The organism is Rickettsia aeschlimannii (assembly GCF_047973405.1).
GTDB classification, from domain to species: domain Bacteria; phylum Pseudomonadota; class Alphaproteobacteria; order Rickettsiales; family Rickettsiaceae; genus Rickettsia; species Rickettsia rickettsii.
Window position 1 is genome coordinate 40,076 of the sequence record NZ_JBFQGO010000006.1, and the last position, 24,091, is coordinate 64,166.

Sequence of the window (24,091 nt, forward strand, 5' to 3'; positions counted from 1 at the left end):
CCTTGCAATGACGTAGAAATATATCACATATTAATAGTCCTCTTATCTACACTAAGTGCTGCCTCTTTTATAGCCTCGCTTAAAGTTGGGTGAGCGTGGCAGGTTCTTGCTATATCTTCTGAAGCTGCTCCGAATTCCATATAAGCTGTAAGCGCGGCAATTAACGTACCTGCATCAGCTCCTATAATATGAGCTCCTAAAACCCTATCGGTTTTACTATCGGCAAGGATCTTAACCATCCCTTCCGTACTACCGATTGCTCTTGCTCTACTATTTGCTAAAAACGGAAACTTACCGACTTTATAATTAATGCCTTTTTCTTTTAGCTGTTCTTCCGTTTCACCGACGCTTGCTACTTCAGGATAAGTATATATTACGCTTGGAATTAGGTTATAATTAACATGTCCTGCCTGCCCTGCCATAATTTCCACGGCAGCTACAGCCTCTTCCTCGGCTTTATGGGCAAGCATAGCTCCTTTTACCACATCACCGACTGCGTAAATATTTGAAATTGCTGTTTGAAACCGGTCATTAATCTCAATGCTACCTTGCTTATCCGTAATAATACCGACAGACTCAAGTCCTAGATTTTGCGTATAGGCTTTTCTGCCTACCGCCATCAACACAACATCGCTTGTTACTACCGAACTCTTACCGTCCTCCCCTATTGTCAGATTTACTTTTCCTGACTTTACTTCAGCAGATAGCACTTTAGTATTCAGTTTAAACTCTATACCTTGTTTTTGCTGTAGTTTCATAAATTGTGTAGAAATTTCTTTATCAAGCATAGGTACAATGCTCGGTGCATACTCAATAATCGTTACTTTAGCTCCCAAACGACGCCAAACTGAACCAAGTTCTAAGCCTATATACCCTCCGCCGACTACTATTAAGTTCTCAGGTACTTTAGAAAGTTTCAAAGCACCGGTAGATGAAACAATAAATTCTTCGTCTATTTTGATATTCGGTATTTCTATGACGCTGGAACCTGTAGTAATTAGGATATTTTGGGCTTTAATTTGCTCTTTATTTACTTCAACGATATTACTAGAGATAATTTTAGCTTCACCTTTTATCCTAGTAACTTTGTTTTTGGCAAATAGACTTTCTATACCTTTTGTAAGATCAAGAACTACTTTATCTTTATTAGCTAGCATTTTTTGTAAGTCTAGTTTTACATCTGCAGTAATGCCTATATTCTCAAAATGTTTTAGAGCTTCTTCATATTTTTCGGAAGAATTAAGTAAAGTTTTCGATGGTATGCATCCTATATTTAAACAAGTGCCGCCAAGAGTATCGCTTTTCTCAATACACGCTACTTTCATACCAAGCTGAGCAGCCCTAATACTGCCTGTATAACCGGCTGGACCGCTACCTATTACCACTAAATCAAATTCTTGCATATTTGTTTGACCTTAATAAATTGTTGGATCGTCATTGCAAGCAGCCATAGGCCTGCGTGGCAATCTTATCAAATATTCTGAGATTGCTTCGTCAATTACTTACATAATTTTCTCGCAATGACGTAATACTGCTAAAAATACACCACTATCACCTTTATCACAACTTTAATCTTATACTATTCTTATTTGGTGAAGCAATAAAACTAATTAAATTAATATTATCTTCAAAGACGTTTGTATAATTTTGTAGTAAAGAAAACATCTTTTTAGAAATAGCGTAATTATGACTAGCATTTAGTGAATTTGCCTCACCTATATTTTTTATTTCTCTCATTAAAGCTAAAGGATTATCAAATTTTAGCTCTATATTTTCATAGTCAGCAATTACTTCAGCAAATCTTGCTTGCGAAAATAAGATCGGAACATGATCAAAATGAATAAAAGGAGCAATATGAGGAGAGTGTTTAAAATCACTTGCTATTTCGGCATCTATTAAGGATTTACGTAAATTCTTTAAGCTATTCCCTCCGACAAAATTACCGATAAAAATACCGTCAGACTTTAAAAATATTCTTGTATTAGATAAAAAGCGTTGTACATCATTTATCCAGTGTAACCCTAATGAATAAATAATTAAATCAAAAGAGTCTTTTGGCAATTCTAAATCTTCATCATCGATTAATAATTTATGATTATGCTCAAAAGAATCAAGCAATAAAGGCGACATATCTGTTACGGTAATATCGGCACTTCGATAAGCATTTTTTAGTAAGCTCGTAAGATAACCGCATTTAGCCGATATTTCTAGAATATCCGAAAAATCCTTATCAATCATCCCTAATCGACTTATTATATCATTAGCTGCATGCTTGATAAATAAGCTGTTACTTATCCCCTGTACTGCATTATTCCGGTGATTTTTTAGCTTTAGTCTGTTGAATATATAATCCTCTCCTATCTTGAATTTTCTCTCCTAAAATTGTTGGTGGCGGTCAAGAAATAAAACCCCCTAAAAAATCTCCTAGTAAACTATTTGGAACAAGTTCTCTCTGTCTTGCAGTGCGAATATCATCCCCTTTAACTCTTCTATCTAGCCCTTCAAAATTCTCCTGAATATCTACAACTATAGGTTTCGTATTGTTATTATTAGGCGATAAAGGTTCTAAACTCAACAGGCTTTTTTCTGCAGGATTTAAATCCGAAGTTAGATCCAAATGCTCTAAGTAGACAGGTTTTAGTTGTTTATCATTACTAGAAACTTTTTTTCTTTCTATCGCTGAAACATTGTTCTTGGTCTTATTAGATTCTCCTAGAGATTTATAACTACTTATACACAACAATACTAATATAAATTTCTTTAACATAAATAACCCTGTACATTATTACAGTTAATATATTAAATAATATATGAATTAAGTACTGAAATAAATTAAGGGAATTATATACTTGTATAAATATTTATTTACCCAAGATGTAAATTCAGACATACTAAACACTTCTATTAAATTACTGCGCCAACTTGATCCTTGAGGCATTTCAAGGCTTCTTTTTTATATCCATCACCATCAATTATTATTATAGTATCATAAATTCCTTGTTTTTTTATGTTTAGTACAAGATAAGGATATTTTTCATCAACCGATCCTCCTGATTGTTGCCACTTAGATTCTATAACTAGGCAATTGGGGTGACGTTCTAGATGATATAATATAGCATTTCCATTTAGTATAATATTTTTGCCAACTTCAAACTGTCTAGTATAAATAGGCTGCTTAAGGATCCTAGCTGCACTAAATCTTTTATTAGGTACACAAAATAATACCCTTCTCTTTTTAGTCGATCATGTATAAAAATCTCAGGTTTGTTCCCAGTTTTATTAGCTTGTAAAATTGCAATTTGTTTTACCATTGTACTAATAATTTCTTATTAAAACTTCATTAGCTAGCTCTTTGCCTACTGTCGGATTTACAATTTATGCTTCTTGGTGCATTTTCATAAAGCTTAACCTGATCTGCCTCTGTAAAGCCAAGTTTTGTATATTTTGTAAATGAAGTATTATTAATAGGTTGATATGGCGGGTCTATATAAACGAAATCTATTTTGTAAAGCTTTACTACATGCGAGTATGTTATCCTTATCAAGAATATTAGGATTCATATAAGCTCCCATCGGGACATTGCACTCTCCTTTGCTATTTACTCTATAAAGACCATTATAACAAGTCTTGTTAAGGTATATGAAACGTGTTGCTATCTCAATAGGGTTATCGCTATTTGCGTTCTTTCTAACAGCATAGTAATAATCTTGAGAGTGATTAGCTTTATGCTTAGCTAACAGCTCAATTAATGCTCTAGCTTCATCCTTAACTGCCTTGTATGTAATAATCAAATCTAAGTTTATATCTGATATAATAGCTTTGTCTGAAACGAGTGCAAAAAAAGTGCTCCTCCTATAAAAGGCTCATAATAATTATTGTAACTAGCAGGTAAGCGTAAGCACAACTCTTTTATAATGCTTTTTGCCCATTTTATAAATGGTTTAGGGGTTTCATCTTCTTCAATCTCTGGAGAATTAATTTTTAACGGAGCTTGACCTATCATTGCTAAAGCCTCGTTAAAAGATAATTCTCCGTTTTTAACTACTTTGAGTTTTATACCGACCTGCCAAGGCTTTATTAAGATAAATAATTACCTGTATTTAAAAGTATAGCATTAAACATATTGCTTACGTTATAGTTTTTATAGTTGCACCTAAATACAAACTCGTTTAAATATCTCTCTATGTGTTTTTTGCTAATAGAATAAGATCCGACTATACCACGCTTAAACACCGCCCAAAAGCTTTCTATCGTGTTTGTGGACACAGACTCTCTTTATATATTTACCTAAGTCGTGATTTATATATTCATGATTATATAACTTTTCTAATACCTTATAAGCTCTCCATTCATCAGATAAAATAGTTGACCCTATTAGAATATTATTTATTGGAATTTTTTCTATGGTCTTTGAATTAACCTTTGTTATAACTTGAGCCTTAGCGTTATCTTTTCTCTCTATCATGCCGATTACAACGGTTTTTGTCTTTGTGCTGTGGCCTTGTGTACCGTCAGTTTTTTTATTTTGATGTTTGTCCTTTTCTTTACCACCAATATACGTCTCATCTATTTCTACAGTGCTTTTTAAAGGAATACTAAAACTTTCTAGTTTAGTCACTTCTCTAATCCTATGAAGCATAAACCATGCAGTTTTTTGGGTAACATTAATATCTCTTGAAAGCTGTAACGATTATAAACTTTTTTTTGGGCGTAGTAACTTGCAAAATTGCTGTAAACCATTTCTTTAAAGAAATCTTACTATTTTCAAAAATTGTGCCGACTTTGATACTAAAACGCTTTTTACATACCGAACATTTGTGATGCGTTCCATCCGCATAATGAAAAATCTTTTGGTTGTCGCAATACGGACAATAAGCTCCGTTAGCCCAACGTATATCAGTAAAATAATTTATGCACTTTTGTTCAGTAGGTAATTTTTCGAATAAATCAACAACACTTTTAAAATCTAACACTTAACTATACTAACACAATTTTATATAAAATTGTTATATCGAAACAATTTAGGTTATACAAGATATATAGTTGCCTTAATTATTTCTAAAGATATTATCTTCGTATTTTTTTCTATAATATATTTTGTAATTCTCATTTCTTATATCATTAAACCATTGGTCTTGTTGTTTTTTAATATAATAATTTAGGGAATTAGATTTATTTTTACGAGTTTGAAAATTATCTTCACAAAATTTTAAAAAACCTGATATTAAAGTTTCTACTCCATTAGTCTCAGATTTTTTCTCAAGAAATTGCATAGAAAAATTAGTAGGATTACTATGTTTTAAATAAAATTGTTTATATTTCTCATGAATTTTATTTTCTTTTTTTATTTGTTGTTCTGAAAAAGATAATTTTTCCTCTAATAATTTGTGAATTTCGGTACAATCGCTCCAAGGTAATTCTATTGTTAGTTGCTCTTCCTGATGTTCAAAATTATCTTGAATATTGTTAAAATCGGCATTTACTTTTACCGCACTTACTAATATTAAAAAACATGTAATTAATTTAATATTCATAGAATTAATTAATTTTAGCAGGAACCGGTATCATAATACTACTTCTGTATCTTTTATTGCCACTAAAAAGTGATTTTTTTTGAACTTTGTTATTATTTACTGGAATTGTATCTTCTAAAACCCCTTCATTATTATTTAGATAACTATGTAAGGATGCTTTATAAAGAGCCATATTACTTGCTATTTTAACTACGTCTTGTTTGTATTTAAACCCTAAAGAATGTGTAGCCGAATGATAATGAGCTATCGCCTTGTGCCAGCTCCCTAGCTGATCATACTTTGAACGCAAAAATTTTGCACCGTAACGAATGTTATTATTTGGATCAAATGCCTGTTCAAGGGAATTAAAAGCCCCTGAATGATGCCTTAAGTTAATCTGCATGCATCCGACATCAATACTCTCTCGCCCTTTTATAAGCTCTATTCTAACAAAACTTACAGCTTCTCTTTTTGTGTTAAAATAATAGCCTTTTCCTTCAACATTTACCGTCCAAGGCCATACTACTCTAATTTTACGGGTTGTATGTTTTTTTCCCGATTCTTTTAAAGCTATTGAATGTAACGTATTAGATGGGATATTAAATTTTTTTTCAAAGTAAGGAAAAAGTTTTGAACATTTAAAGGATTCAGCTATTTCAGGATCGGCAATAGCCGGCTTAGAGAAGAGGATAAAGGATAATAATAGGAGTAGTATGGTTTTAACGTCATTGCGAGGGAAATTACGTAGTAATTGACGAAGCAGTCCAGTAAAAAATTCTGATTTGCAGGATTTTTTTATTGTTTTGCTGGATTGCCACGCTCCTTGTAGTTGCTCGCAATGACAATTTTGGCATAATTCCCAAACCATACCGGCAACGCTAAAATAACTTGAGTTACAATAAGATAAACTAGCCTACCATAACTTATCTTATGAAGCAAGGGAAGTTATAGCATTTAAGAGGTAAGGATTTAATCTAAATCCCAAGCAGCATCATTAGTGTTTTGAGGATTACCTAATATATCGGGTACACCATATCCAACAAATTATTAATATCGCCTCCTGTCGCTTGTAAAAGATTACTTACTTATGTTACAAAGTCTTCAGCAGTGCTACCTTGAGCATCTTGAGGATTAGTAGAGTCCCATCTAAAGCTTGCACTCCGGCATTAATTAATGTTACTAAATCCAGCTTGCATACCTAAAATAGTATCTTCTGTACCGCTCTCTCCTCTATTAGAACTAATAGAAGGTTCTATATGTGGTATTTCCTCTCTGTTAGCGTGAGCAGTTGCTTGATGAACCAAAGCTACAAGTTGTTGATCGTTAAGATTATTTTGTTCCTTTGACATTTCTGGAGATATAGTAGAATCATCCTCAGATAGATCAATTAGATCTTCTTCTTGCAATATAGAGCTTGTATCCACACTATAGCTTAAAGCTTGTAACATTGAAAAATTATCATCTTTAATTACACTTTCATACCATTTTTTATGTTCGTTAGCTGCATGTTTTGCATTTTCATTATTTTTATAATTATTTGGAATAGCGTATAAGCCGTATTCTCCTTTATCTGCTTCGCCTATTATGATTTTAGCTATCTTCAGCTCATCTATACTTAAGCCAATACTTTGTTTAAAAGAAGTTTCAGTATCTGATCGCCTTGTGCTGCCCCTTTATTATTTTCCCAGCCTCTTCTCTTATTAAACTACAATAATCTATACCTGATGTTTTAGCATGCTCTTCTAGTACTGCTTTTATAGCTTTCCATTGATTATTAGCTTTTTCATTTTTACCTTGCTGCTCATCTTTAATAGCATTCTCAGCCCATTTAGCAAGTTGAGCATATGATGCTAGCTCCCCTACTGCATTAAATATGGATACATATTTACCTGGATAATCTACTTTTGTAATTATTTCAGATAGATCAAATTTTTGAACTAATTTCGGTAATTCAACAAGAAATTCATCATAATATGGTTTGTCTAAACTCCATTCTCTTCCATTTTGCTTGATTTCATTTATAGTTTCTTGAGTAAAGTTATACAATGAATTCATAATTTGATCACTTTGTAATTATTGGTTAAATTTATATTTAAAAACCACTAAGCATGCTATTTTTTAAATGCTTTAAATTGTTAGGTTCTGTACACTTTTGATTAATGATTATAATTTTGAGATATTTTTTAGCAAAAATTATAAGATTTTTGCAGAAATAGTTATTCATATTTCAAAAAATTATAATTTGCAGCTAAAAATAGTCATAATTATGATTATTCTATTACAAGAGTACAGAACCTAATTGACTGATTAAATAAAAATGTTTATTATCAATCCAAATTAAATGTAAAAGTATATTTTATGAAAGTTGTTAGCTCATTAAAATCGTTAAAAAAACGTGATAAAGATTGTCAGATCGTTCAAAGAAGAGGCAAAATTTTTGTAATAAATAAAAAGAATAAAAGATTTAAAGCAAAACAAGGTTAATTAATCGTTTTTGGAGAAAAAGAATATACTCGATGAACTTGAAAAATTAGTTACGTCGTCTTTGTAAGTCCTCGGGTGCTGAGTGTTTATTATATGCTCCGCTCCTCGGTTTGCAGACTTCTTGCTCTTTTTCAAGTTGACCTTCGTATATTGCTTTTCATTTTACTTCAGAGTATATAATATTACTTTTGAAAGACAAAGAAATAAATATGGCCGGTCATTCAAAGTTCAAAAATATTCAGCATCGTAAAGGGGCTCAAGATAAAAAAAGAGCAAAAGTTTTCACTAAATTAATTCGTGAAATAGTTACTGCAGCTAAAACCGGTTCTTCTAATAACCCTGAAAATAATCCACGTCTTAGAAGCGCTTTAACCGCCGCACGTAGTCAAAATCTTCCTAAAGAAAGAATAGATAAGGCTATTAATAGTGCTAATGATTCTTCTAATACCGAAAATTATACGGAAATTAGATATGAAGGTTATGCACCGAATGGTATTGCTATAATAGTTGAAGCTTTAACCGATAATAAAAACCGCACTGCTGCAGAAGTACGCTCTAGTTTTACTAAATATGGTGGGAGTTTAGGCGAAACCGGTAGTGTCAATTATTTATTCAACCATTGCGGAGTTATTCAGTATCCAATAAATATAGCATCTAATGAAGATGTTTTAGAAGCAGCCATAGAAGCCGGGGGGAATGATATTATATCCGATGATACCACCCATACAATCTATACGGATATTGAAAATTTCTCTAAAGTTCTAGAATTTTTAACTGGCAAATACGGCATACCTGAAGATTCGTATATAGGCTGGATCCCATTAAATACAATAATTATAGATGATAAGGAAAAAGCTGAAAAATTACTAAAGCTTGTGGAAGTTTTAGAAGAAAGCGATGATGTGCAAAGAGTTTTTGGGAATTATGAGTTATCTGATGATGTTTACGAAATAATACAAGGAGAACCATGACTTATAACGATGCAAATTATCAAATAATTATTTTAGCAGCCGGTAAAGGTACTAGAATGGAGTCCGATTTACCGAAAGTAATGCATAAAGTCGGTGGAGTTCCAATGCTTGAAACGGTATTAAAGAATTCGCTTAACGTCACAAATGATGTAATTATAGTTTATTCAGAAGAACTTAAAAAACATTTAACGCCCTATGAAAATATGTGTCGCTTTGTACTGCAAGAAGAACCTAAAGGCACAGCTCATGCTACTTATGCAGCAATAGATTTAATTAATAAAAATAAAACAATATTAGTTTTATACGCCGATCATCCTCTTATTACTCCAAAACTTATGCATGAATTAATAGCTTATTTAAGCCTTACTAATTCTGCATTAGTGACTTTAAGCTTTGAGAGAGCAAATCCGGTTCAATATGGAAGAATAGCTACTGATAAAAATGGTGAATTTTTAGAGATAATCGAACATAAAAATGCAAGCGAAGAAGAGAAAAACATAAAGCTTTGTAATTCAGGTATTATGGCTTTCAGTAGCGAAATTTTAAATAAATACTTACCTTTATTTGCTACTAATACTAATGGTCATAAGGAAGTTTATTTAACTGAAATAGTAAAAATATGTAAAAATCACGGTGAAAAAGTTTCATATTTATTATCTACTGATCATGATTTAATTGTTGGTGTTAATACTAAAAATGAGCTAGAAGAAGCTAATAATATTTTTTCTCAGAATAAGTCTTAGCTTTGTCGTATGGATACCCGAGTCGTCATTGCAAGCGACTAAAGGCTTTTTGCAGCATAGATCATTTTATGTCATTCCCGCGAAAGCGGGAATCCGGTATAGGTTTATTTTTTTGGCCCCTTGCTTTTGGGATGATATCGAGTAGGCTTTTTACTCTATGCAACAACATCAATACCTTGTGAGAATGACATAGGAAGCCATATAGGCAATGCTAAAAATTTGGAGAGATGGCCGAGCGGTTTAAGGCGCACGCCTGGAAAGCGTGTTCACGGTAACGTGTCGGGGGTTCGAATCCCCCTCTCTCCGCCAGCTCAGTTTATGGTATACTCTTCTGCTTTTAAGAATTGAATTTGTTATCTTCATGAATTCACGTACTCACTTATTAAGTATAAGAGCTGTATACACTCACCATTTGATAACAAACTCAATTCTTAAAAGCAGAAGAGTATGTTATGCTCGTTTATTTTCTTTATAATACTTAGTATATTTATCTAGTAAAATCCTAATCATTTTTTGATAAGGAACATGTGCAGTTGCTGCTTCTGATTTAAAAAATTCTACGCTCTCTTTACTTAAAGAAATGGTTACTTTTACTGAATCATCTTTTAATAAAAGTTCTCTAGGGTGCGGCAAGAAATCTTTTACTATTTTGACTTCCCCTATTCCCCCGTCAGTATATTTTATTCTCTTGCTCATAAATTCTCTCTTACCTTTACGCCAGTATCCTGCTCTAAAAATTCTTATATGATTATCTCGGAACGTAAAAAGGACTGTTAAAATATTACCATCAACTGTACCTAAACAAAAATATCTTTTTTCTGTAATACTAACGTACCACGCTCTAGTCTGGACAGTTAGCCAATTTTTGTAGTTTATCGAACCGGAAAGCCAAATAGTAATCAAGGTTTCCACTGTCGAGTATTTAAGTTTCATATGCATTTGTTATTACATTTATAAAGTCTAAAAGCTTTTTACAAAGCTTATCGTCTACTAATTACCTCATATTGATAGTCTTTTGATTTCTATTTTTACTTTTATAATAAAAATAGTTGTGTATTTATATTATTTGTTCTATTACAGCTATTATTTTATAAGTTACAATTATATACCTAATAATCAGTTAATTTATATTAAGTTATATAAGGATTTATCACATTTAACAGAAGAACAAATTAAAGATTTAATAAAACGTTATTATAACTATGAGAAAATAGCTAATTTATTAGAAGAATTTAATGTTAACGTATCTCCCAATAGTTTAGTTAATTTATTTCTGCTTGTTACGCATCATAAATTGTTCTGTAAATACTGCCGAGATACAAATTTAGTTATTAAGCTAAAGAGTAGAAATTATTATAGCTATGTTTATGGAGAAACGAGTTTTACTCTATTGGGTCCTATATGTAATCGTAACAATAACTCTAGTTGTTTCATGTGATAATTGTAAGAAAGCTATAAAACAGCAAAAACACACTGAAGAAGAAGCAAAAAGACGTATTTTAATAGATACATTTTTGTATAAAAATATTAAAGCTCCGCCAATTGAAGAATTAACTCTAAAAGATGCTTTTATATTTATTAAGTGTAGTAGAACATTCTGCTTCTGAAGACCTTGAATTTGTAAAGCCATATTTAAAAGGATATTCTGTACCGAGTTTAGCACTGGACGAAGATTTAAATGATCATATTGTAGGACATCTAGGTCGTAGAGGTTTTGTATTAATTAATCCTTTAACAAGCAGTCTTGATGTCTTCAAATTCAATTCAGAAAAAGTATTAACAGACTATTATCCAAACAAAGTTTTATGTGATCTTTTGCCTAATATGGATATTGAAGAAAAAAAGAATATTTAAATTCTGTGCGAAATATAGTTAAAGGCGAATGGTCTTCATCATGGAAAAAAGAAGTCAGTGATATATGGCATCAAATTGCTAAATATGAATGTATAGAAAATTTTAAATATTTATTGAAAAAACATAAATTTTCATAGATTAATATGGAGAGAAAGCAGCTTTAAAAGCTTTCAACATTTTATTACTATTTTTTTCAGTAGAGCACGTGTTTAATTTATCATGGCCAAGCAGTACGTGATGCACATATTAAGGATTTTTTATTAGAACTCGGTCAAGATTTTGCATTTATAGGTAATTAATACCATATAGAATTAGAAGGAGTGGATTATTACTTAGATTTAGTTTTTTATCATGTTAAACTTAAATGCTATGTTGTTATTGAATTAAAAACAGGTAAATTTAAACCGGAATATGCAGAAAAACTAAATTTTTATTTAAATTTAGTAGATCATAAAATTAAAGATGACACTGATAATCCTACAATTGGAGTAATTCTATGTGAAGAAAAACGAAATATTACAGTAGAATACGCTATAGAAAGCTTGCAAAAACCTATAGGAATAGCACAATTTAAATTAACCGAAGAATTACTACGAAATTAAAAAGCTATTTACCTAGTCCAAAAGATTTAGCTATGTTAAAGAAACGAAGAGAAAAAGGATAATTATGAGTAGTGTAAATATTAGTTTAGCAACTCCTGATAATATTACAAATATTTTACCTTTGATGGCTCAACTTGGCTATCCTTCTAGTTCAGAAGAATTAACAGCACGTTTTAAGAATTTTATAAATCGTGAGGGATATGGTGTGTTGCTTTAGCTAGTTTAGATAATAAAATAGTTGGATTTATTGCTTGGTCTAAATCGCTGCTTTTCGTCTCAGATAAAACTAGAATTCATATTGAATCTTTAGTTATTGATGAGAATTATCGGGAAAAGCAAATAGGTAAAAAGCTTATGGAATATTTAGAAGAAATAGCAAAAAAATATAGCTCCGTAATCGTTGATCTTACTTCTAGTTATCGACGTGCTAAAGGACAGTACGCATATATTTTATGAAGTGCTAGGTTATCATAATTCTGGAGAAATGGCTAAATTATATTTAAGAAAAGAGTTATGAAGAATGAATCTGTAAAGAATATACGTTTAACCACTGCAACCGTTGCTGATTACCCTCTAATCCAAAATATGGCACGGTTTTATATATATGATATATCGAGTTATTGTGGGTTTGAATCAGATGAGTATGATTGGACATTGCCACGAGATGGTTTATATGAAGCTGATGATTACAAAAAATATTTTATAGAAACGGATAGGAAAGCCTATTGAATTAAAGTAAATGGCGAAATAGCAGGTTTTATATTGCTTAATAAGGTTGGAATGCATTATAAAATCGATTGGAATATGGGGGAATTTTTTATTATAGCAAGATTTCAAAATAAAGGAGTTGGTAGGCAAGTAGCTAAGCAAATTTGGCAAATGCATAAAGGATTATGGGAAGGAAAATAAACCGGCATTAATATTTGGGCGGAAAGTCATTAACGAATTTACCAAAGGTAATTATCTTGAAGAAGTTAAACTTGTTCAAATGAGTGATTATAAGTTATTTTTGAATTTGGTGCCAATATATTATGAATATAAATTTTACTACAACCTAATCTCTGCTTTTGCTAAATCTTTTAAAGTGCGTGATCCGGTGCATAGCATGGTAATTTTAAGCTGCTCGATTATCAATTGTATCTCTTCGGAAAGCAAGCTTTCAGAAGTATCTGCCGCTTTTAAAAATTGACTGGCAAGTCCAAAAATATTAGCTCCTATACGAATTGCTTTTGCACCGTCAATGCCGGATTTTAATCCGCCACTGGTAATAATCGGAATATCTTTTGAAACTTCCCGCACCATTTTTAGAGAATCTAAAGTCGGGATTCCCCAGTTAATAAAGCTACTAGCTATACGGTTTTGTAACGAATTTGTAGCACGATAAGCCTCTACTTGACTCCAAGATGTCCCACCGCTCCCTGCAATATCAAGAACCTTAACCCCTGCGTCAATAAGACTCTCAGCAACTTTTTTAGATAAACCATATCCTACTTCCTTAACAATTACCGGAACAGAGAGGTAATTAACCACTTCTCTTATCTTAGGTAACAGCTTTTCCCAGTTTCTATTACCTTCCGGCTGAGTCAGTTCCTGTAACACGTTTAAGTGTAAAATTAAGGCATCGGCTTTAATAGCATCCACTAAATACTGACATTCTTTAGGTGTCACTCCGTAATTAAGCTGTACTGCACCGATATTGGCTAGTAAAGGGATATCGGGAGCTATATGCCTTACTGCAAATGTCGTGATTGTATCCGGTTCCGTTAACAAAACCCGCATAGAGCCAAGCCCCATAGCAATACCGGCTTTTTGAGCGACCTGTGCAAGTCTATAGTTAATATCTCTAGCTCTAGTCGTGCCTCCGGTCATACTAGAAATTAGGATAGGTGCTTGTAAAGATTTTCTGAGAAAAGTAGTAGTTGTATTTACGCTATCGTAGTTAATTTCCGGTAATGCATTGTGAATAAATTGAATAGATTCAAAACCGCTTTTAAGTTTAGATTCAACGTTTTTCGTAAGATTAATTTCAATATGGTCTTGTTTTCTTTCTATATCTAAATTCTGATCTTTTAGCATTTCTCACTAATTCTTTTTACACTTAATCTATATTAATATATCTAGGTTCTGTGAAGATTTCTAATTGATTTTTTATTTTGAAGTATTTTTTAGCGAAAATTAGTAAGATTTTTGAAGGAATAGTTATTCATATTTCAAAAAAAATCTTATAATTTGTAGCAAAAAAGAGTCATAATTATGATTATTTTATTAAATGTCCACAGAGCCTAAGCATTAAAGAAATAATCAAGTGTTGTAAGTTTTGAAGGTAAGTTTATTAATGGGTCTGAACACTCAAAATCATAAGCATTGTAAATTTGGATGTATCCATCTCATAGGAGTACGGTCTGCTTCTATAATGTAAGCGTGTATATTTTTAGGCTCATTATTTTCTAGCTTATACCCTCTAACATAGCTTGAGTATTTTTGTTCGATTAATTCTAAACTCCATTCTATATCCTTATCCCACCATAGTTTTATATGTAGCATTTCTAGCCATTTTAAAAAAAGCAAAAAATGAGAAGTAGAAAGTGGGGTAAAATAGCAATAAGACATGGTGGAGCCAGGGGGAGTCGAACCCCCGACCTTTTGAATGCCATTCAAACACTCTACCAACTGAGCTATGACCCCAATATAGTCAATTGATTTGGATCTGCCTGCATCGTCACTTGTCGTTCTCCTATTAGTTAGGCTTAACTCCTAGCTCCTGGTGTACAAATCCCACTGACTTGACTATAACAAATTAATTCTCTTATACTATAATAATAAAACTAAATCTATAAGATTTTTTTATAAAATTTAATCTTTATTTTGTTAACAATGCCATAGCATCTCTAGAAGAAATTATATTATCTACTAATCCAAATTTTTTTGCTTCTTCCGGTGACATGAAATTATCACGTTCCATACTTTTTTCAATATGTTTTAACTCTTGTCCAGTATGTTTACTATACAATTCGTTAAGTAACCTTTTGATTTTTAGGGTTTCTTGAGCGTGGATTTCTATATCGGTAGCTTGCCCTTTATAACCTCCTGACGGTTGATGGATCATAATACGACTGTGAGGTAAACTATAACGCATCCCCTTCTCGCCCCCGCACAGTAAAAGTGAACCCATAGAACAAGCTTGACCTATGCATAATGTAGCAACTTTAGGTTTTATATATTGAATTGTGTCATAAATCGCAAGACCTGCGGTTACAACTCCTCCGGGGGAATTGATATATATATATATATCTTTTTTAGGATTTTCTGCTTCAAGAAACAATAATTGTGCAACAATTAAGTTTGCCATATGATCCTCAACAGTACTACATACAAAGATTATACGTTCTTTTAGCAATCTTGAATATATATCATAAGCACGTTCACCGCGTGATGTTGATTCAATTACTATCGGTACATACGACATTAATATTTTCTCCTGAGATTGATGAATTAAATAGTTTTTCGTCATTACGAGGAGGTTATTTTAATAACTGACGTAGCAATCTCATGAAGTAGCATAGAACTCCTGAGATTGCTTCGTTGAAACTTACAGTTTCTCCTCGCAATGACTTATAGATTATTACTTCTTATCTTCTAAAGCATTAGCAAGTATATCTCCCATATTGGTAGTATTATCACTAGAACCATATTCTTTGAGAGCTTTTTGACGCTCTACTATTTTATGAGCTTTTACCGATAATAAAATTCTACCGGTTGATTTCTCTATAGAAACAACTTTTGCTTCTATTTCTTCATCTATTTGAAACATTTCAGGCTTCTGCTCGTCTTTTTTATCCGATAGTTCAGTTCTTTTAATAAAACCTGCTACTTTATTGTTTAATAATACTTCGAGTCCCTCATCTTTAACTTCTGTTATAAGGGCTTTAACTATTGTGCCTTTTTTATATTCATCACTGATTTCTTGATATGGATTTGGCGACAATTGTTTTATACCTAAACTAACTTGTTCTTTTTCAATATTAATGGCTAGAACTTTGCATTCTATTTCGTCACCTTTTCTATATGATTTTAATAGATCCGTTCCTTTATCTTCCCAGCTAATATCACCTTCATGAATCATGCCGTCCATATTATTACCGAGTGCAACAAAAATACCGAAATCCGTAATATTTCTAATCGGTGCTTTAATTATAGTACCGACAGGATTATTTTTAGCGAACTTTATTAAAGGATTTTCTTGGCATTGTTTAATACTTAAAGAAACACGATGCTTTTCAGTATCGACCTCTAAAACTACGAATTCTACTTCTTGTCCTATAGTTAGTGTTTTTCTAGGATTTTGATTAGATTTTAACCAACTAATTTCGCTTGAATGAACAAGTCCCTCAAGCCCGTCTTTTAATTCTATAAATACGCCGTAATCAGCAAAATTTGTAACTTTACCGGTCATTTGTTTACCGACGGGGAATTCTTCTTTAATTGCTTCCCATGGGTTAGAATCAAGTTGTTTTATACCGAGTGATATTCTTTTGGTTTTTTCATCAAACTTAATAACCATTACTTTAACCTTTTGGTTAAATTCTAACACCTCTGAAGGATGGTTAACTCTTCGCCAAGAAATATCGGTTAAATGTAATAAACCGTCAACACTTCCAAGATCGATAAACGCACCGTAATCAGTAATATTTTTTACGTTTCCTTCTAATACCATGCCTTCTTTAATTTTAGATAGCATCTCATCTCTAGCTTCGGAACGTGATTCTTCTAAAATAGCTCTTCTTGAAACTACTATATTACCAAGCTTTTTATCCATACTTAAAATTTTAAACGGTTGCTTGATATTTATTATAGAAGTAGGATCTTTAATAGGTCTAACGTCAACTTGGCTTCCCGGTAAGAATGCTATTACACCGGATAAATCCACGGTAAAGCCTCCTTTTACACGACCGAAAATCGTACCATCGACAAATTCGCCCTTGGAACACATGATTTCTAGTTGTCCCCATAATTCTTCTTTAACTGCTTTTTCACGGCTCAATATCGTTTTGCCGTTACGTCCTTCAATTTTCTCGATGAAAACTTCAACTACGTCCCCAACTTCAGGTAAAGCTAAAAATTCAGACTTAGGTATTCTACCTTCATTTTTTAATCCAACGTCAACAATAATCATATCGTTTTTTATTTCGATTACTTGGCCTTTAACTACCGTTTTTTCTTTTATATGACTTGTATCAACGGTTTCAAGCATTTTAGAGAAATCTTCTTCAAATTCGTGATTCATTGCTGCAAGTTGTGGAACAAATCGTTGTTTTAGTTTTATTGACATATTCTTCTCGTAATATTAGCTAAAGTGCCTAGGCTAATAAAATTTTTTTGAAAGGTTAATAAAATTGGAGGCTCTTGCATGACTAAAAAAAGCGTTCTATGTCATGCAACAACGCCATAAAATCGAATAAAATACCCTAGCACTTTTTCAAGTTATTTTATTCTTTATATAATTTGTTACTTCTTCTACGACTTCCATAGCTGAAAGCTTTGAAGTATCGATAATTAAAGCATCTGAAGCCGGTAATAACGGTGCAGCTTTTCGCTCTTTATCTCTTTTATCTCGCAAAATTATTTGCCGTAAAATCTCATCGAGTATACATGTTTTTCCTTTTGCTTGCAACTGCTTATATCGTCTTTCAGCCCTAATTTGAGGATTTGCGGTTATAAAAATCTTTAAATCGGCGTCAGGTGCAACAACAGTGCCTATATCCCTACCCTCCATAATCATTCTAGGTGTTGTTTTTACTAGATTAATCAGGTATTTGTTTAGATTATTTCTAATTTCACTTATTACGGCAATTTGCGATGCTATATTTCCTATATTCTCATTCTCTAAGTCAAAATTATTGTCGAGTTTTAATTCTTTAGATAAAGCAATTACCGCATCTATATCAGTGACATCTATTTTTTGACTAATACAGTCAAACGCAAGTTGCCTATAAACAATACTTGACTGAAAATATTTAAGAGAAAATTTCTTGGTTAGTATTAGACCGATAGTCCCTTTACCTGAAGCAGCAGGACCGTCAAGAGAAATAGTGAAATTTTGAGAAATATCAAAGGCTTTAGTTTTTAAATCCACCATAAAATTATAGACTAAATAATAAAATATTATAAATAATGGAAATAAAGCTTGAAATCTAGTACATTAATGAATTTTTTAAAAAAACAAGGGTTAAAAACTACATACAGATTTAGTAGTAGTACACCCTATGGGGTAATCAACAAATTAATTTTTTGATTTACAGCTTTAGCGTATTTTTGAAGGCTTAAGAAATTAGGAATATGATGTCCGCTTTCCATTCTTGCTATTTGAGCTTGAGAAGTAGACATTTTTTTAGCAACATCCGCCTGAGTCATATTAGATGCAAGACGAGCCTTTATTAAAGTGCTTGCTATCTCAAATTCCATTTTTCGTTCTTCATAAGCTTTTTTTACTTCAGGATTTGATAATAACTCTTTTTTAAATTCATCAAAGTTTTTCATTAAAACCTTCCTTTAATCTTAAGTTTTAGCTATTTGAAATGGCTGTTTTAGGAGTTTTTTCTGTTTTTTTAATAAATGTATGCAATATAACTATTTTTTTATCCATAGTTAAATAATAGTTCCCAAAGCTTGCCTTCGATATTTTTTGTGTAGGGCATCCATACGTTATGTGTACTAAACTCAATAAACAGTTCACATAGATGTAAAAAATCAGCTTGTAGATCATATAAGTAAGCTTCTGTACTTCTTTCTCTGCAGCATTATTGATAAATTCTATAATCCACTTTGTCATATGTATAATATATCAAATTTGATATATTATACAACTATTTTTTATCAATATAATCTTTTTAACATATAACTTGAACTAATCAATTGACACTTATCTTAATTGTAAATATTATAAGGTCCATATAAAGCCAAAACTACATAAAGATTAAAAAAATTATAAGGGTGATTAGCTCAGTTGGTTAGAGCATTACGTTGACATCGTAAAGGGCAGAGGTTCAAGTCCACTATCACCCACCACCTTACCTCCAAGCTTTTCATAATCTACTAATTTTACCTCCCTACTCTGTATGCTGCTTATATGCTCCTCACATTTTTAAAAATACTGCTTTAATTGCCTTATTACCTTGATTAAACCTGATGTTTAAGTTGAGGTCTTATGCACACTATATGCTGCTCACATTTCACTCCTGATTGTGTAATCCATGATGAGCATGATAATAATCTCACTATCTTCTATAATTTTGTTGGTAATTTTATCCCTCCTGAATGGAGTAATCTGGTCTCGAGTAATGGTAAGATATTAAGTAAGACTGCAAGACAGTTACTATTTCTAATAGTCTTCCGCATGCAAATCTATCATAATAATAGCATTGATGAACTTCAGGAAACCTATGATTTCTTTTAAGAGTCTCTCGGTGTTTGTCAAGAAGTATAAGACAGTGTCTACTTGAGTTAAAAAAGAGCGGCTTTATTGAAGTTTATAAAGCAACAGTCGTGAAATATGGCATTAAATGCCGTAATACTCCTTGTATTAAGCTAGCTAGAAATTTCCAACCTGCTTCTAGCAAAGTACCATCTGAAAATGAAAAAAATTTTGTACCTACTCCAAAAAACTTTGGGGTGAAACCTAAAGAAATTTTGCCTCAACCCCAAAAAAGTTTGGATGAGACAATATATATAGATAATAATAAAAATATATCTAATAAATCTAGATCTAGCAAATTTACAATTTTTCAAAATGAAAAAAATAAATTTAATTATAATAACCAAACTCAGTTACAAGAACAACAACTTGAAACAAATTTACAATTCAAAACAGCAAGCTCAAGCAACACTCAACAACAAGCTGATAATACCAGTGTATCTAGTGCTAATATCACAACAGGTGCTACGCAAATTAATACTGTACTACAAACAGTTATTAATAAAATCTCTAAAAAATATGATGTTGCAGTATCAAATAGCAATAATGTAGCAATGAATGCCGTTAATCATAAAGGCTGGTTCAAAAGAAAGAAATTAGCAGATTTTTATCCATTAAGCCAAGAAGATGCTGATTTACTGCAAGTAAAATCAAAGGGTGAATTTAATCTGGAATTTATTAATAAATTACTCTTAAAGCTTGCAGGAGAATATTCCAATCACCATTTTGGCCATAAGAAAGTGTTACTAAACTATATGGCTAAAGCTTTAGCTCATGAGTTACGTGAAACTACTAAAGCTAATAGTGCTACATTTCAGTTTAAATCCAGTGACTTAAACAACACTAAAGAGCGATATCTAGATAAGATAGAAAACAGCCTTGATACTAACTTGCAAGCTCAGTTAAAACGTAAAATCATCGGTATTTTTGATCCTGATATAGCTTATGAATTACTAAGCTGTTGCTGCTTTATTGGGGTAGTAGGTAATAGCTATCAAATAAAATTGCTTAAAAACATTACGCTTTCAGAATATATCCAAGATAAAATACTACAGCAAATACAAATGATCTACGGCAGTAGTATTAGGCAAATCATACCATTTACTGAGCTTGAAGCGAAGCAGAATAATACTAAAGATGAAAAATAAGATTATCTACTGCAGCTTAGCAAACAATTAAATCCTAATTCAGTATGGTACAGGGTACGGAAATTTCTTATTGAACGTTATAACCAATATATTGATTTTGGGGTATTGAGTAAATTAGTAGTAGTAAAGGAAGATATAATCAATAAGAAAATAATCCTTAAATCAATATCAGCTTTTAATGATTATTATATTAGGAATCGTCATATGCAAGATCTAGAAGAAGCTTTTGAAAACTCAAGATTATTGCTTTGAATTAATCAAGTTTGAATATAACTAAATTGTTGTGGTAATTGATAATTTGTAATAACTACTTCATCAGATATTTTATTGTGTTCAGGCATGGAATATTTAACCTTAATAGTACTAATATTAAAATTTTTGTATAAGTTTCTAATAAAAGGAGTGTCCCTATTAGAAATCATTATTTTAACATTTTTATCATTGAGTTCTGTAGCAAAATCTTTAAGTCTCGTTTGCTCATTTTCATCAAAGGGTAATCTGGTATAAAACTTCTCACCTGATTTATGATAAGGAGGATCAAAATAAACAAAATCATCTTTTTGTGGTTCAATGAAAGAAAAATCCATAGCACAAATAGATGTACCAGCTAAAAGCTGACTACACTATTTTAATTTAAAGGCAATATCAGATTTACTATAATTCCTACCAGAGAAAGTTTGAGCTGGTTTGCCATCAATATTAATCCGGTAAATACCTTTAAATGAATATCTATTAAGATAGATAAATCTTGCGGTAATCTTTGCTGGGTCATTACTGTCATTATTAATTCTAACTTGATAATAATGTTCTTTAGAGTGTTTTTCTTTATAGGAGTCTAGTAATTTACTAACCTTATCTGGATTCTTCTTTATTGCGTTATAGCTAGTTACTAGCTCTAGATTAATATCAGATAAATAGCATTTTTAAATTTATCTCTAATTTGAAAAAATAAAGCCCCACCACCAAGGAATGGTTCATAGTAATTATTTAGTAGTGATGGAAGAAACTTAATTAATTGATCGGCAATTTTTCTTTTACCACCAACCCATTGTAAGAATGGTTGTGCCTTGTTTGAGTTATTTACTGACATGAAATTATGATTAAAATATTTATACCATAAATTATAGTATTAAATAGGCTTAAATACCAGCAAAATACTGTATATTACAAGAGATTTTGGTGTTTTTTATAGCATAATTAATGCTGATTTTGATTTATATGTAATGGATAAAGAGTTGAGATAATAAACAATATTAATTTAGCACTGTTTCATTTGTGCAGCTGTTTGCCTAATTGTATAAAAATCTGTCAAAAAAGCTCTTAAATCCTCTGTACTTCACACAGAATTGTGGTGATATCTGTCCTTGTTAAGAGCGGCCGTGGTGCAACTCTAGTTCAGAGGCTAAATTCAAATCAACAAAATTTTATCTACTTAACCTCTGAGCTGTTTTCTTAACTTTAACAGCAAGGAAATGCTATGACAATTAATAACCAAAATCAACAAAAAGATAATCATAATGTTACTAATCTTACTAAAACAAATTGGAATCTTCAATTATCTCCCATATCTGTCACATTAATACCATATCAGCAAGAAGAGAATATCATTAACTCGACGATCACAAATTATACTGATATAATTAAATATAAATTAGAATTACAAGAAGCAAATAATAAATTGAAAGAATCTGAGTTATTTAAAAGAGATGTGGTGCAAAATATGGTACATGGATTAAAGATTCCATGTAATGGGATTTTTTCATTAGTAACAGCCCTTTATGAAATAGAGGATCATCCTGAAAAAAAAGGATTATTTAGCTAGTGTGGTAAGTTGTGCTGAAGAATTACTGGATTATTATAACAATATACTTAGTTATCTACAGAATAATTCTGGATTACCTCCTATAGTTTTAATAAGTTTGATCCAAAACAGTTGGTAAATAAGATTATTGATAAAGCGATGCCAATAGCTTAACGTAAGGGATTAAATTTATCTTGTAATTTTCAGTATGATTTAACAAATGCTATAATTAGTGATACTTATAGAATAGGAGCAATATTAGAGCAGTTAATAGATAATTCTATTAACTTTACTAAAGCAGGAAAAGTTGTGGTAACAGTGAACATGTTTGCTATTAGTCCTGCATTATCAGAATCAGAACAACAAAACAGAGAAATGGTATTCCAATTTATGGTGCATGATAGTGGCGTTGGGCCTGTCTAAAGAAATCAGGCAACATTTTCATGAAAAGATTGATAAATTTGATGTTGCTATGCAATATAAGGGACTTGGATCAGGATTAAGTTTTGTAAAACGTCTAATTGGTGAGCTAAATGGAGAGATTGAAGTAACAAGTGAAAAAGGTAAAAGTACTACTATCGTCTGTAATATACCAATTAAGTTACCTCTTCTTGATGATCTGATTTATGATACATAATGTTGATATTGATAAGGTTTTGATGATTATGCATTAACTAATAATGATGATTTTCTTGATTATTGTGCTTTACTTGTTACACTTAAGTAAATTATAGTAAGGAAGGATATATGGCAAGAAGTCAAGAAAATCATCAAAAAACTATAGATTCTATTATAGGAAAGTTAAAACCTAAAAGTATAGATCTTGAGCTAGACAAAATAAAAGTTACAGATCTATCAAATTGCGGATATAGTAAAAGGCTATTAACGAAGATCATTCTTATTAATAAGATTTCTAAGAACATGGTTGATCTTAATAAAATTAAAAAAGCAATTTATTTTGCTAAAAAGTATCATGGCAGGCAAAAGAGAGAAACAGGAGAATTCTATTACTCACATCCTTTAGAAGTAGCATACATGATTTCTGATTATTTATTTAGAACAGATATTATAGTAACTAGCATATTGCATGATTGTATTGAAGATACGTTACTTACTAAAGAAATGATTATACAAGAATTTGGCCATAAGATTGCTAATCAAGTTGAATATTTAACACGAGTTAAAAATGATAAAAAAATTAGTTCAGCAGAAATAGTTAAAATATTATATCAGCAAAAGAAAGAAGAGTTGCTATTAATTAAATTATTTGATCGATTACATAATATACAAACAGTCGGAGCTAAAATTCCTGAGAAAGGATGGAAAACAATTTTAGAGACTTTACAATTTTTCTTAACTATTGCTACTTATCTCAAGGTACCGAGAGTTGCAAGGCAATTATATACACATTGCTTAAATATAGCTGCAAATTACAAAAAATTAAATGTACTGAGAGTATTGCAAGATAAAATTTTTATTTCAGAATGAAAGTATTACGATTTCA

At 31.4% G+C, this 24,091-nt stretch carries 25 protein-coding genes, 3 tRNA genes and 9 pseudogenes; 15 read left to right on the forward strand and 22 right to left on the reverse strand.

Annotation, left to right across the window (positions count from 1 at the left end):
• Positions 1–23 precede the first annotated feature (23 nt).
• The 13 genes and pseudogenes from lpdA to AB4K15_RS05575 form a co-directional block, all read right to left on the reverse strand.
• Positions 24–1,403 (reverse strand): dihydrolipoyl dehydrogenase, encoded by a 1,380-nt coding sequence (lpdA, locus tag AB4K15_RS05515; RefSeq protein ID WP_032073393.1) that lies wholly within the window; start codon positions 1,401–1,403, stop codon positions 24–26.
• A gap of 157 nt (positions 1,404–1,560) precedes the next feature.
• A complete protein-coding gene (locus AB4K15_RS05520; protein ID WP_500225040.1) occupies positions 1,561–2,277 on the reverse strand; it encodes a methyltransferase domain-containing protein in 717 nt (238 codons plus the stop codon).
• A 31-nt stretch (positions 2,278–2,308) separates the two neighbouring features.
• Positions 2,309–2,767, reverse strand: a pseudogene (locus AB4K15_RS05525) (hypothetical protein).
• Positions 2,768–2,815: 48 nt separating this feature from the next.
• Positions 2,816–3,114 (reverse strand): annotated as a pseudogene (locus tag AB4K15_RS05530) (PD-(D/E)XK nuclease superfamily protein); the annotation flags it as partial.
• Positions 3,115–3,340: 226 nt separating this feature from the next.
• Positions 3,341–3,791: pseudogene (locus AB4K15_RS05535) on the reverse strand (DNA adenine methylase).
• 61 nt (positions 3,792–3,852) lie between these two features.
• Positions 3,853–4,057, reverse strand: a pseudogene (locus tag AB4K15_RS05540) (hypothetical protein).
• A gap of 20 nt (positions 4,058–4,077) precedes the next feature.
• Positions 4,078–4,266, reverse strand: coding sequence for a transposase (locus AB4K15_RS05545; RefSeq protein WP_500224931.1), 189 nt, complete (start codon positions 4,264–4,266; stop codon positions 4,078–4,080).
• Positions 4,226–4,675, reverse strand: a pseudogene (locus tag AB4K15_RS05550) (IS1595 family transposase); the annotation flags it as partial. The pseudogene AB4K15_RS05550 and the gene AB4K15_RS05545, both read right to left, overlap by 41 nt.
• Positions 4,665–4,973 carry a transposase gene (locus AB4K15_RS05555; protein ID WP_032073390.1) on the reverse strand — a complete coding sequence of 103 codons (309 nt, stop codon included), beginning with the start codon at positions 4,971–4,973 and terminating at the stop codon, positions 4,665–4,667. The gene AB4K15_RS05555 and the pseudogene AB4K15_RS05550, both read right to left, overlap by 11 nt.
• Before the next feature lie 75 nt (positions 4,974–5,048).
• Positions 5,049–5,534 carry a DUF2532 domain-containing protein gene (locus AB4K15_RS05560; protein WP_500224935.1) on the reverse strand — a complete coding sequence of 162 codons (486 nt, stop codon included), beginning with the start codon at positions 5,532–5,534 and terminating at the stop codon, positions 5,049–5,051.
• 4 nt (positions 5,535–5,538) lie between these two features.
• Positions 5,539–6,381 (reverse strand): lytic transglycosylase domain-containing protein, encoded by an 843-nt coding sequence (locus tag AB4K15_RS05565; protein WP_032073388.1) that lies wholly within the window; start codon positions 6,379–6,381, stop codon positions 5,539–5,541.
• Positions 6,382–6,679: 298 nt separating this feature from the next.
• A complete protein-coding gene (locus AB4K15_RS05570; RefSeq protein ID WP_032073435.1) occupies positions 6,680–6,937 on the reverse strand; it encodes a hypothetical protein in 258 nt (85 codons plus the stop codon).
• 220 nt (positions 6,938–7,157) lie between these two features.
• Positions 7,158–7,568, reverse strand: coding sequence for a hypothetical protein (locus tag AB4K15_RS05575; RefSeq protein ID WP_084698698.1), 411 nt, complete (start codon positions 7,566–7,568; stop codon positions 7,158–7,160).
• Positions 7,569–7,871: 303 nt separating this feature from the next.
• Between AB4K15_RS05575 and ykgO the strand changes: the two genes are divergently transcribed.
• From ykgO to AB4K15_RS05595, 4 genes are all read left to right on the forward strand, one after another.
• Positions 7,872–7,997: a type B 50S ribosomal protein L36 gene (ykgO, locus tag AB4K15_RS05580; protein WP_012152884.1), complete on the forward strand. Its 126-nt coding sequence runs from the start codon at positions 7,872–7,874 to the stop codon at positions 7,995–7,997.
• A gap of 209 nt (positions 7,998–8,206) precedes the next feature.
• On the forward strand, positions 8,207–8,968 hold the full coding sequence (locus AB4K15_RS05585) for a YebC/PmpR family DNA-binding transcriptional regulator (RefSeq protein WP_032073387.1): 762 nt from the start codon (positions 8,207–8,209) through the stop codon (positions 8,966–8,968).
• A complete protein-coding gene (locus tag AB4K15_RS05590) occupies positions 8,965–9,711 on the forward strand; it encodes a sugar phosphate nucleotidyltransferase (protein ID WP_014365744.1) in 747 nt (248 codons plus the stop codon). Before AB4K15_RS05585 ends, AB4K15_RS05590 begins: the two co-directional genes overlap by 4 nt.
• A 221-nt stretch (positions 9,712–9,932) precedes the next feature.
• Positions 9,933–10,020 (forward strand) — tRNA-Ser (locus AB4K15_RS05595).
• Between the two features lie 141 nt (positions 10,021–10,161).
• Here AB4K15_RS05595 and AB4K15_RS05600 read toward each other — a convergent pair.
• Positions 10,162–10,644 (reverse strand): hypothetical protein, encoded by a 483-nt coding sequence (locus AB4K15_RS05600; RefSeq protein ID WP_500224940.1) that lies wholly within the window; start codon positions 10,642–10,644, stop codon positions 10,162–10,164.
• 428 nt (positions 10,645–11,072) lie between these two features.
• Here AB4K15_RS05600 and AB4K15_RS05605 point away from each other — a divergent pair, with 428 nt between their 5' ends.
• The 7 genes and pseudogenes from AB4K15_RS05605 (at position 11,073) to AB4K15_RS05635 (ending at position 13,076) form a co-directional block, all read left to right on the forward strand.
• Positions 11,073–11,318 carry a hypothetical protein gene (locus AB4K15_RS05605; protein WP_500225735.1) on the forward strand — a complete coding sequence of 82 codons (246 nt, stop codon included), beginning with the start codon at positions 11,073–11,075 and terminating at the stop codon, positions 11,316–11,318.
• On the forward strand, positions 11,275–11,565 hold the full coding sequence (locus AB4K15_RS05610; protein WP_032073384.1) for a hypothetical protein: 291 nt from the start codon (positions 11,275–11,277) through the stop codon (positions 11,563–11,565). The genes AB4K15_RS05605 and AB4K15_RS05610 overlap by 44 nt, the downstream gene beginning before the upstream one ends.
• Positions 11,566–11,570: 5 nt before the next feature.
• Positions 11,571–11,702, forward strand: a complete 132-nt coding sequence (locus tag AB4K15_RS05615) for a hypothetical protein (RefSeq protein ID WP_500224944.1) — start codon at positions 11,571–11,573, stop codon at positions 11,700–11,702.
• Positions 11,703–11,885: 183 nt separating this feature from the next.
• Complete coding sequence (locus AB4K15_RS05620; protein ID WP_500224946.1) at positions 11,886–12,167, forward strand: PDDEXK nuclease domain-containing protein; 282 nt, start codon at positions 11,886–11,888, stop codon at positions 12,165–12,167.
• A 64-nt stretch (positions 12,168–12,231) separates the two neighbouring features.
• A pseudogene (locus AB4K15_RS05625) lies at positions 12,232–12,684 on the forward strand (GNAT family N-acetyltransferase).
• Positions 12,681–12,896 (forward strand): hypothetical protein, encoded by a 216-nt coding sequence (locus AB4K15_RS05630; RefSeq protein WP_032073383.1) that lies wholly within the window; start codon positions 12,681–12,683, stop codon positions 12,894–12,896. The pseudogene AB4K15_RS05625 and the gene AB4K15_RS05630 overlap by 4 nt, the downstream one beginning before the upstream one ends.
• 33 nt (positions 12,897–12,929) lie before the next feature.
• Complete coding sequence (locus AB4K15_RS05635; RefSeq protein ID WP_500224947.1) at positions 12,930–13,076, forward strand: acetyltransferase; 147 nt, start codon at positions 12,930–12,932, stop codon at positions 13,074–13,076.
• Positions 13,077–13,214: 138 nt separating this feature from the next.
• Here AB4K15_RS05635 and fni read toward each other — a convergent pair whose 3' ends face one another.
• From fni to AB4K15_RS05670, 7 genes are all read right to left on the reverse strand, one after another.
• Positions 13,215–14,243 carry a type 2 isopentenyl-diphosphate Delta-isomerase gene (gene fni / locus AB4K15_RS05640; protein WP_032073382.1) on the reverse strand — a complete coding sequence of 343 codons (1,029 nt, stop codon included), beginning with the start codon at positions 14,241–14,243 and terminating at the stop codon, positions 13,215–13,217.
• Between the two features lie 279 nt (positions 14,244–14,522).
• Positions 14,523–14,777 (reverse strand): hypothetical protein, encoded by a 255-nt coding sequence (locus AB4K15_RS05645; RefSeq protein ID WP_500224950.1) that lies wholly within the window; start codon positions 14,775–14,777, stop codon positions 14,523–14,525.
• Positions 14,777–14,852 (reverse strand) — tRNA-Ala (locus AB4K15_RS05650). Before AB4K15_RS05650 ends, AB4K15_RS05645 begins: the two co-directional genes overlap by 1 nt.
• A gap of 175 nt (positions 14,853–15,027) precedes the next feature.
• On the reverse strand, positions 15,028–15,633 hold the full coding sequence (clpP, locus tag AB4K15_RS05655) for an ATP-dependent Clp endopeptidase proteolytic subunit ClpP (protein WP_032073381.1): 606 nt from the start codon (positions 15,631–15,633) through the stop codon (positions 15,028–15,030).
• Between the two features lie 156 nt (positions 15,634–15,789).
• Positions 15,790–17,496: a 30S ribosomal protein S1 gene (locus tag AB4K15_RS05660; RefSeq protein WP_500224952.1), complete on the reverse strand. Its 1,707-nt coding sequence runs from the start codon at positions 17,494–17,496 to the stop codon at positions 15,790–15,792.
• A gap of 147 nt (positions 17,497–17,643) precedes the next feature.
• A complete protein-coding gene (cmk, locus tag AB4K15_RS05665) occupies positions 17,644–18,303 on the reverse strand; it encodes a (d)CMP kinase (RefSeq protein WP_032073379.1) in 660 nt (219 codons plus the stop codon).
• Between the two features lie 125 nt (positions 18,304–18,428).
• Entirely contained in the window at positions 18,429–18,704 is a 276-nt protein-coding gene (locus AB4K15_RS05670) for a helix-turn-helix domain-containing protein (RefSeq protein ID WP_032073378.1), read from the reverse strand.
• A 451-nt stretch (positions 18,705–19,155) separates the two neighbouring features.
• On the opposite strand from AB4K15_RS05670, the gene AB4K15_RS05675 reads away from it, so the two are divergent.
• A tRNA-Val gene (locus AB4K15_RS05675) sits at positions 19,156–19,232 on the forward strand.
• Positions 19,233–19,371: 139 nt separating this feature from the next.
• Positions 19,372–21,063, forward strand: a pseudogene (locus tag AB4K15_RS05680) (hypothetical protein).
• Here the strand turns inward: AB4K15_RS05680 and AB4K15_RS05685 are convergent.
• Positions 21,044–21,876, reverse strand: a pseudogene (locus AB4K15_RS05685) (DNA adenine methylase). The pseudogenes AB4K15_RS05680 and AB4K15_RS05685 overlap by 20 nt on opposite strands.
• A 387-nt stretch (positions 21,877–22,263) precedes the next feature.
• Between AB4K15_RS05685 and AB4K15_RS05690 the strand changes: the two are divergent.
• Together AB4K15_RS05690 and AB4K15_RS05695 are read left to right on the forward strand one after the other, a co-directional pair.
• Positions 22,264–23,224, forward strand: a pseudogene (locus AB4K15_RS05690) (sensor histidine kinase).
• A 110-nt stretch (positions 23,225–23,334) separates the two neighbouring features.
• A complete protein-coding gene (locus tag AB4K15_RS05695; protein WP_500224955.1) occupies positions 23,335–24,075 on the forward strand; it encodes an HD domain-containing protein in 741 nt (246 codons plus the stop codon).
• Positions 24,076–24,091: the final 16 nt, after the last annotated feature.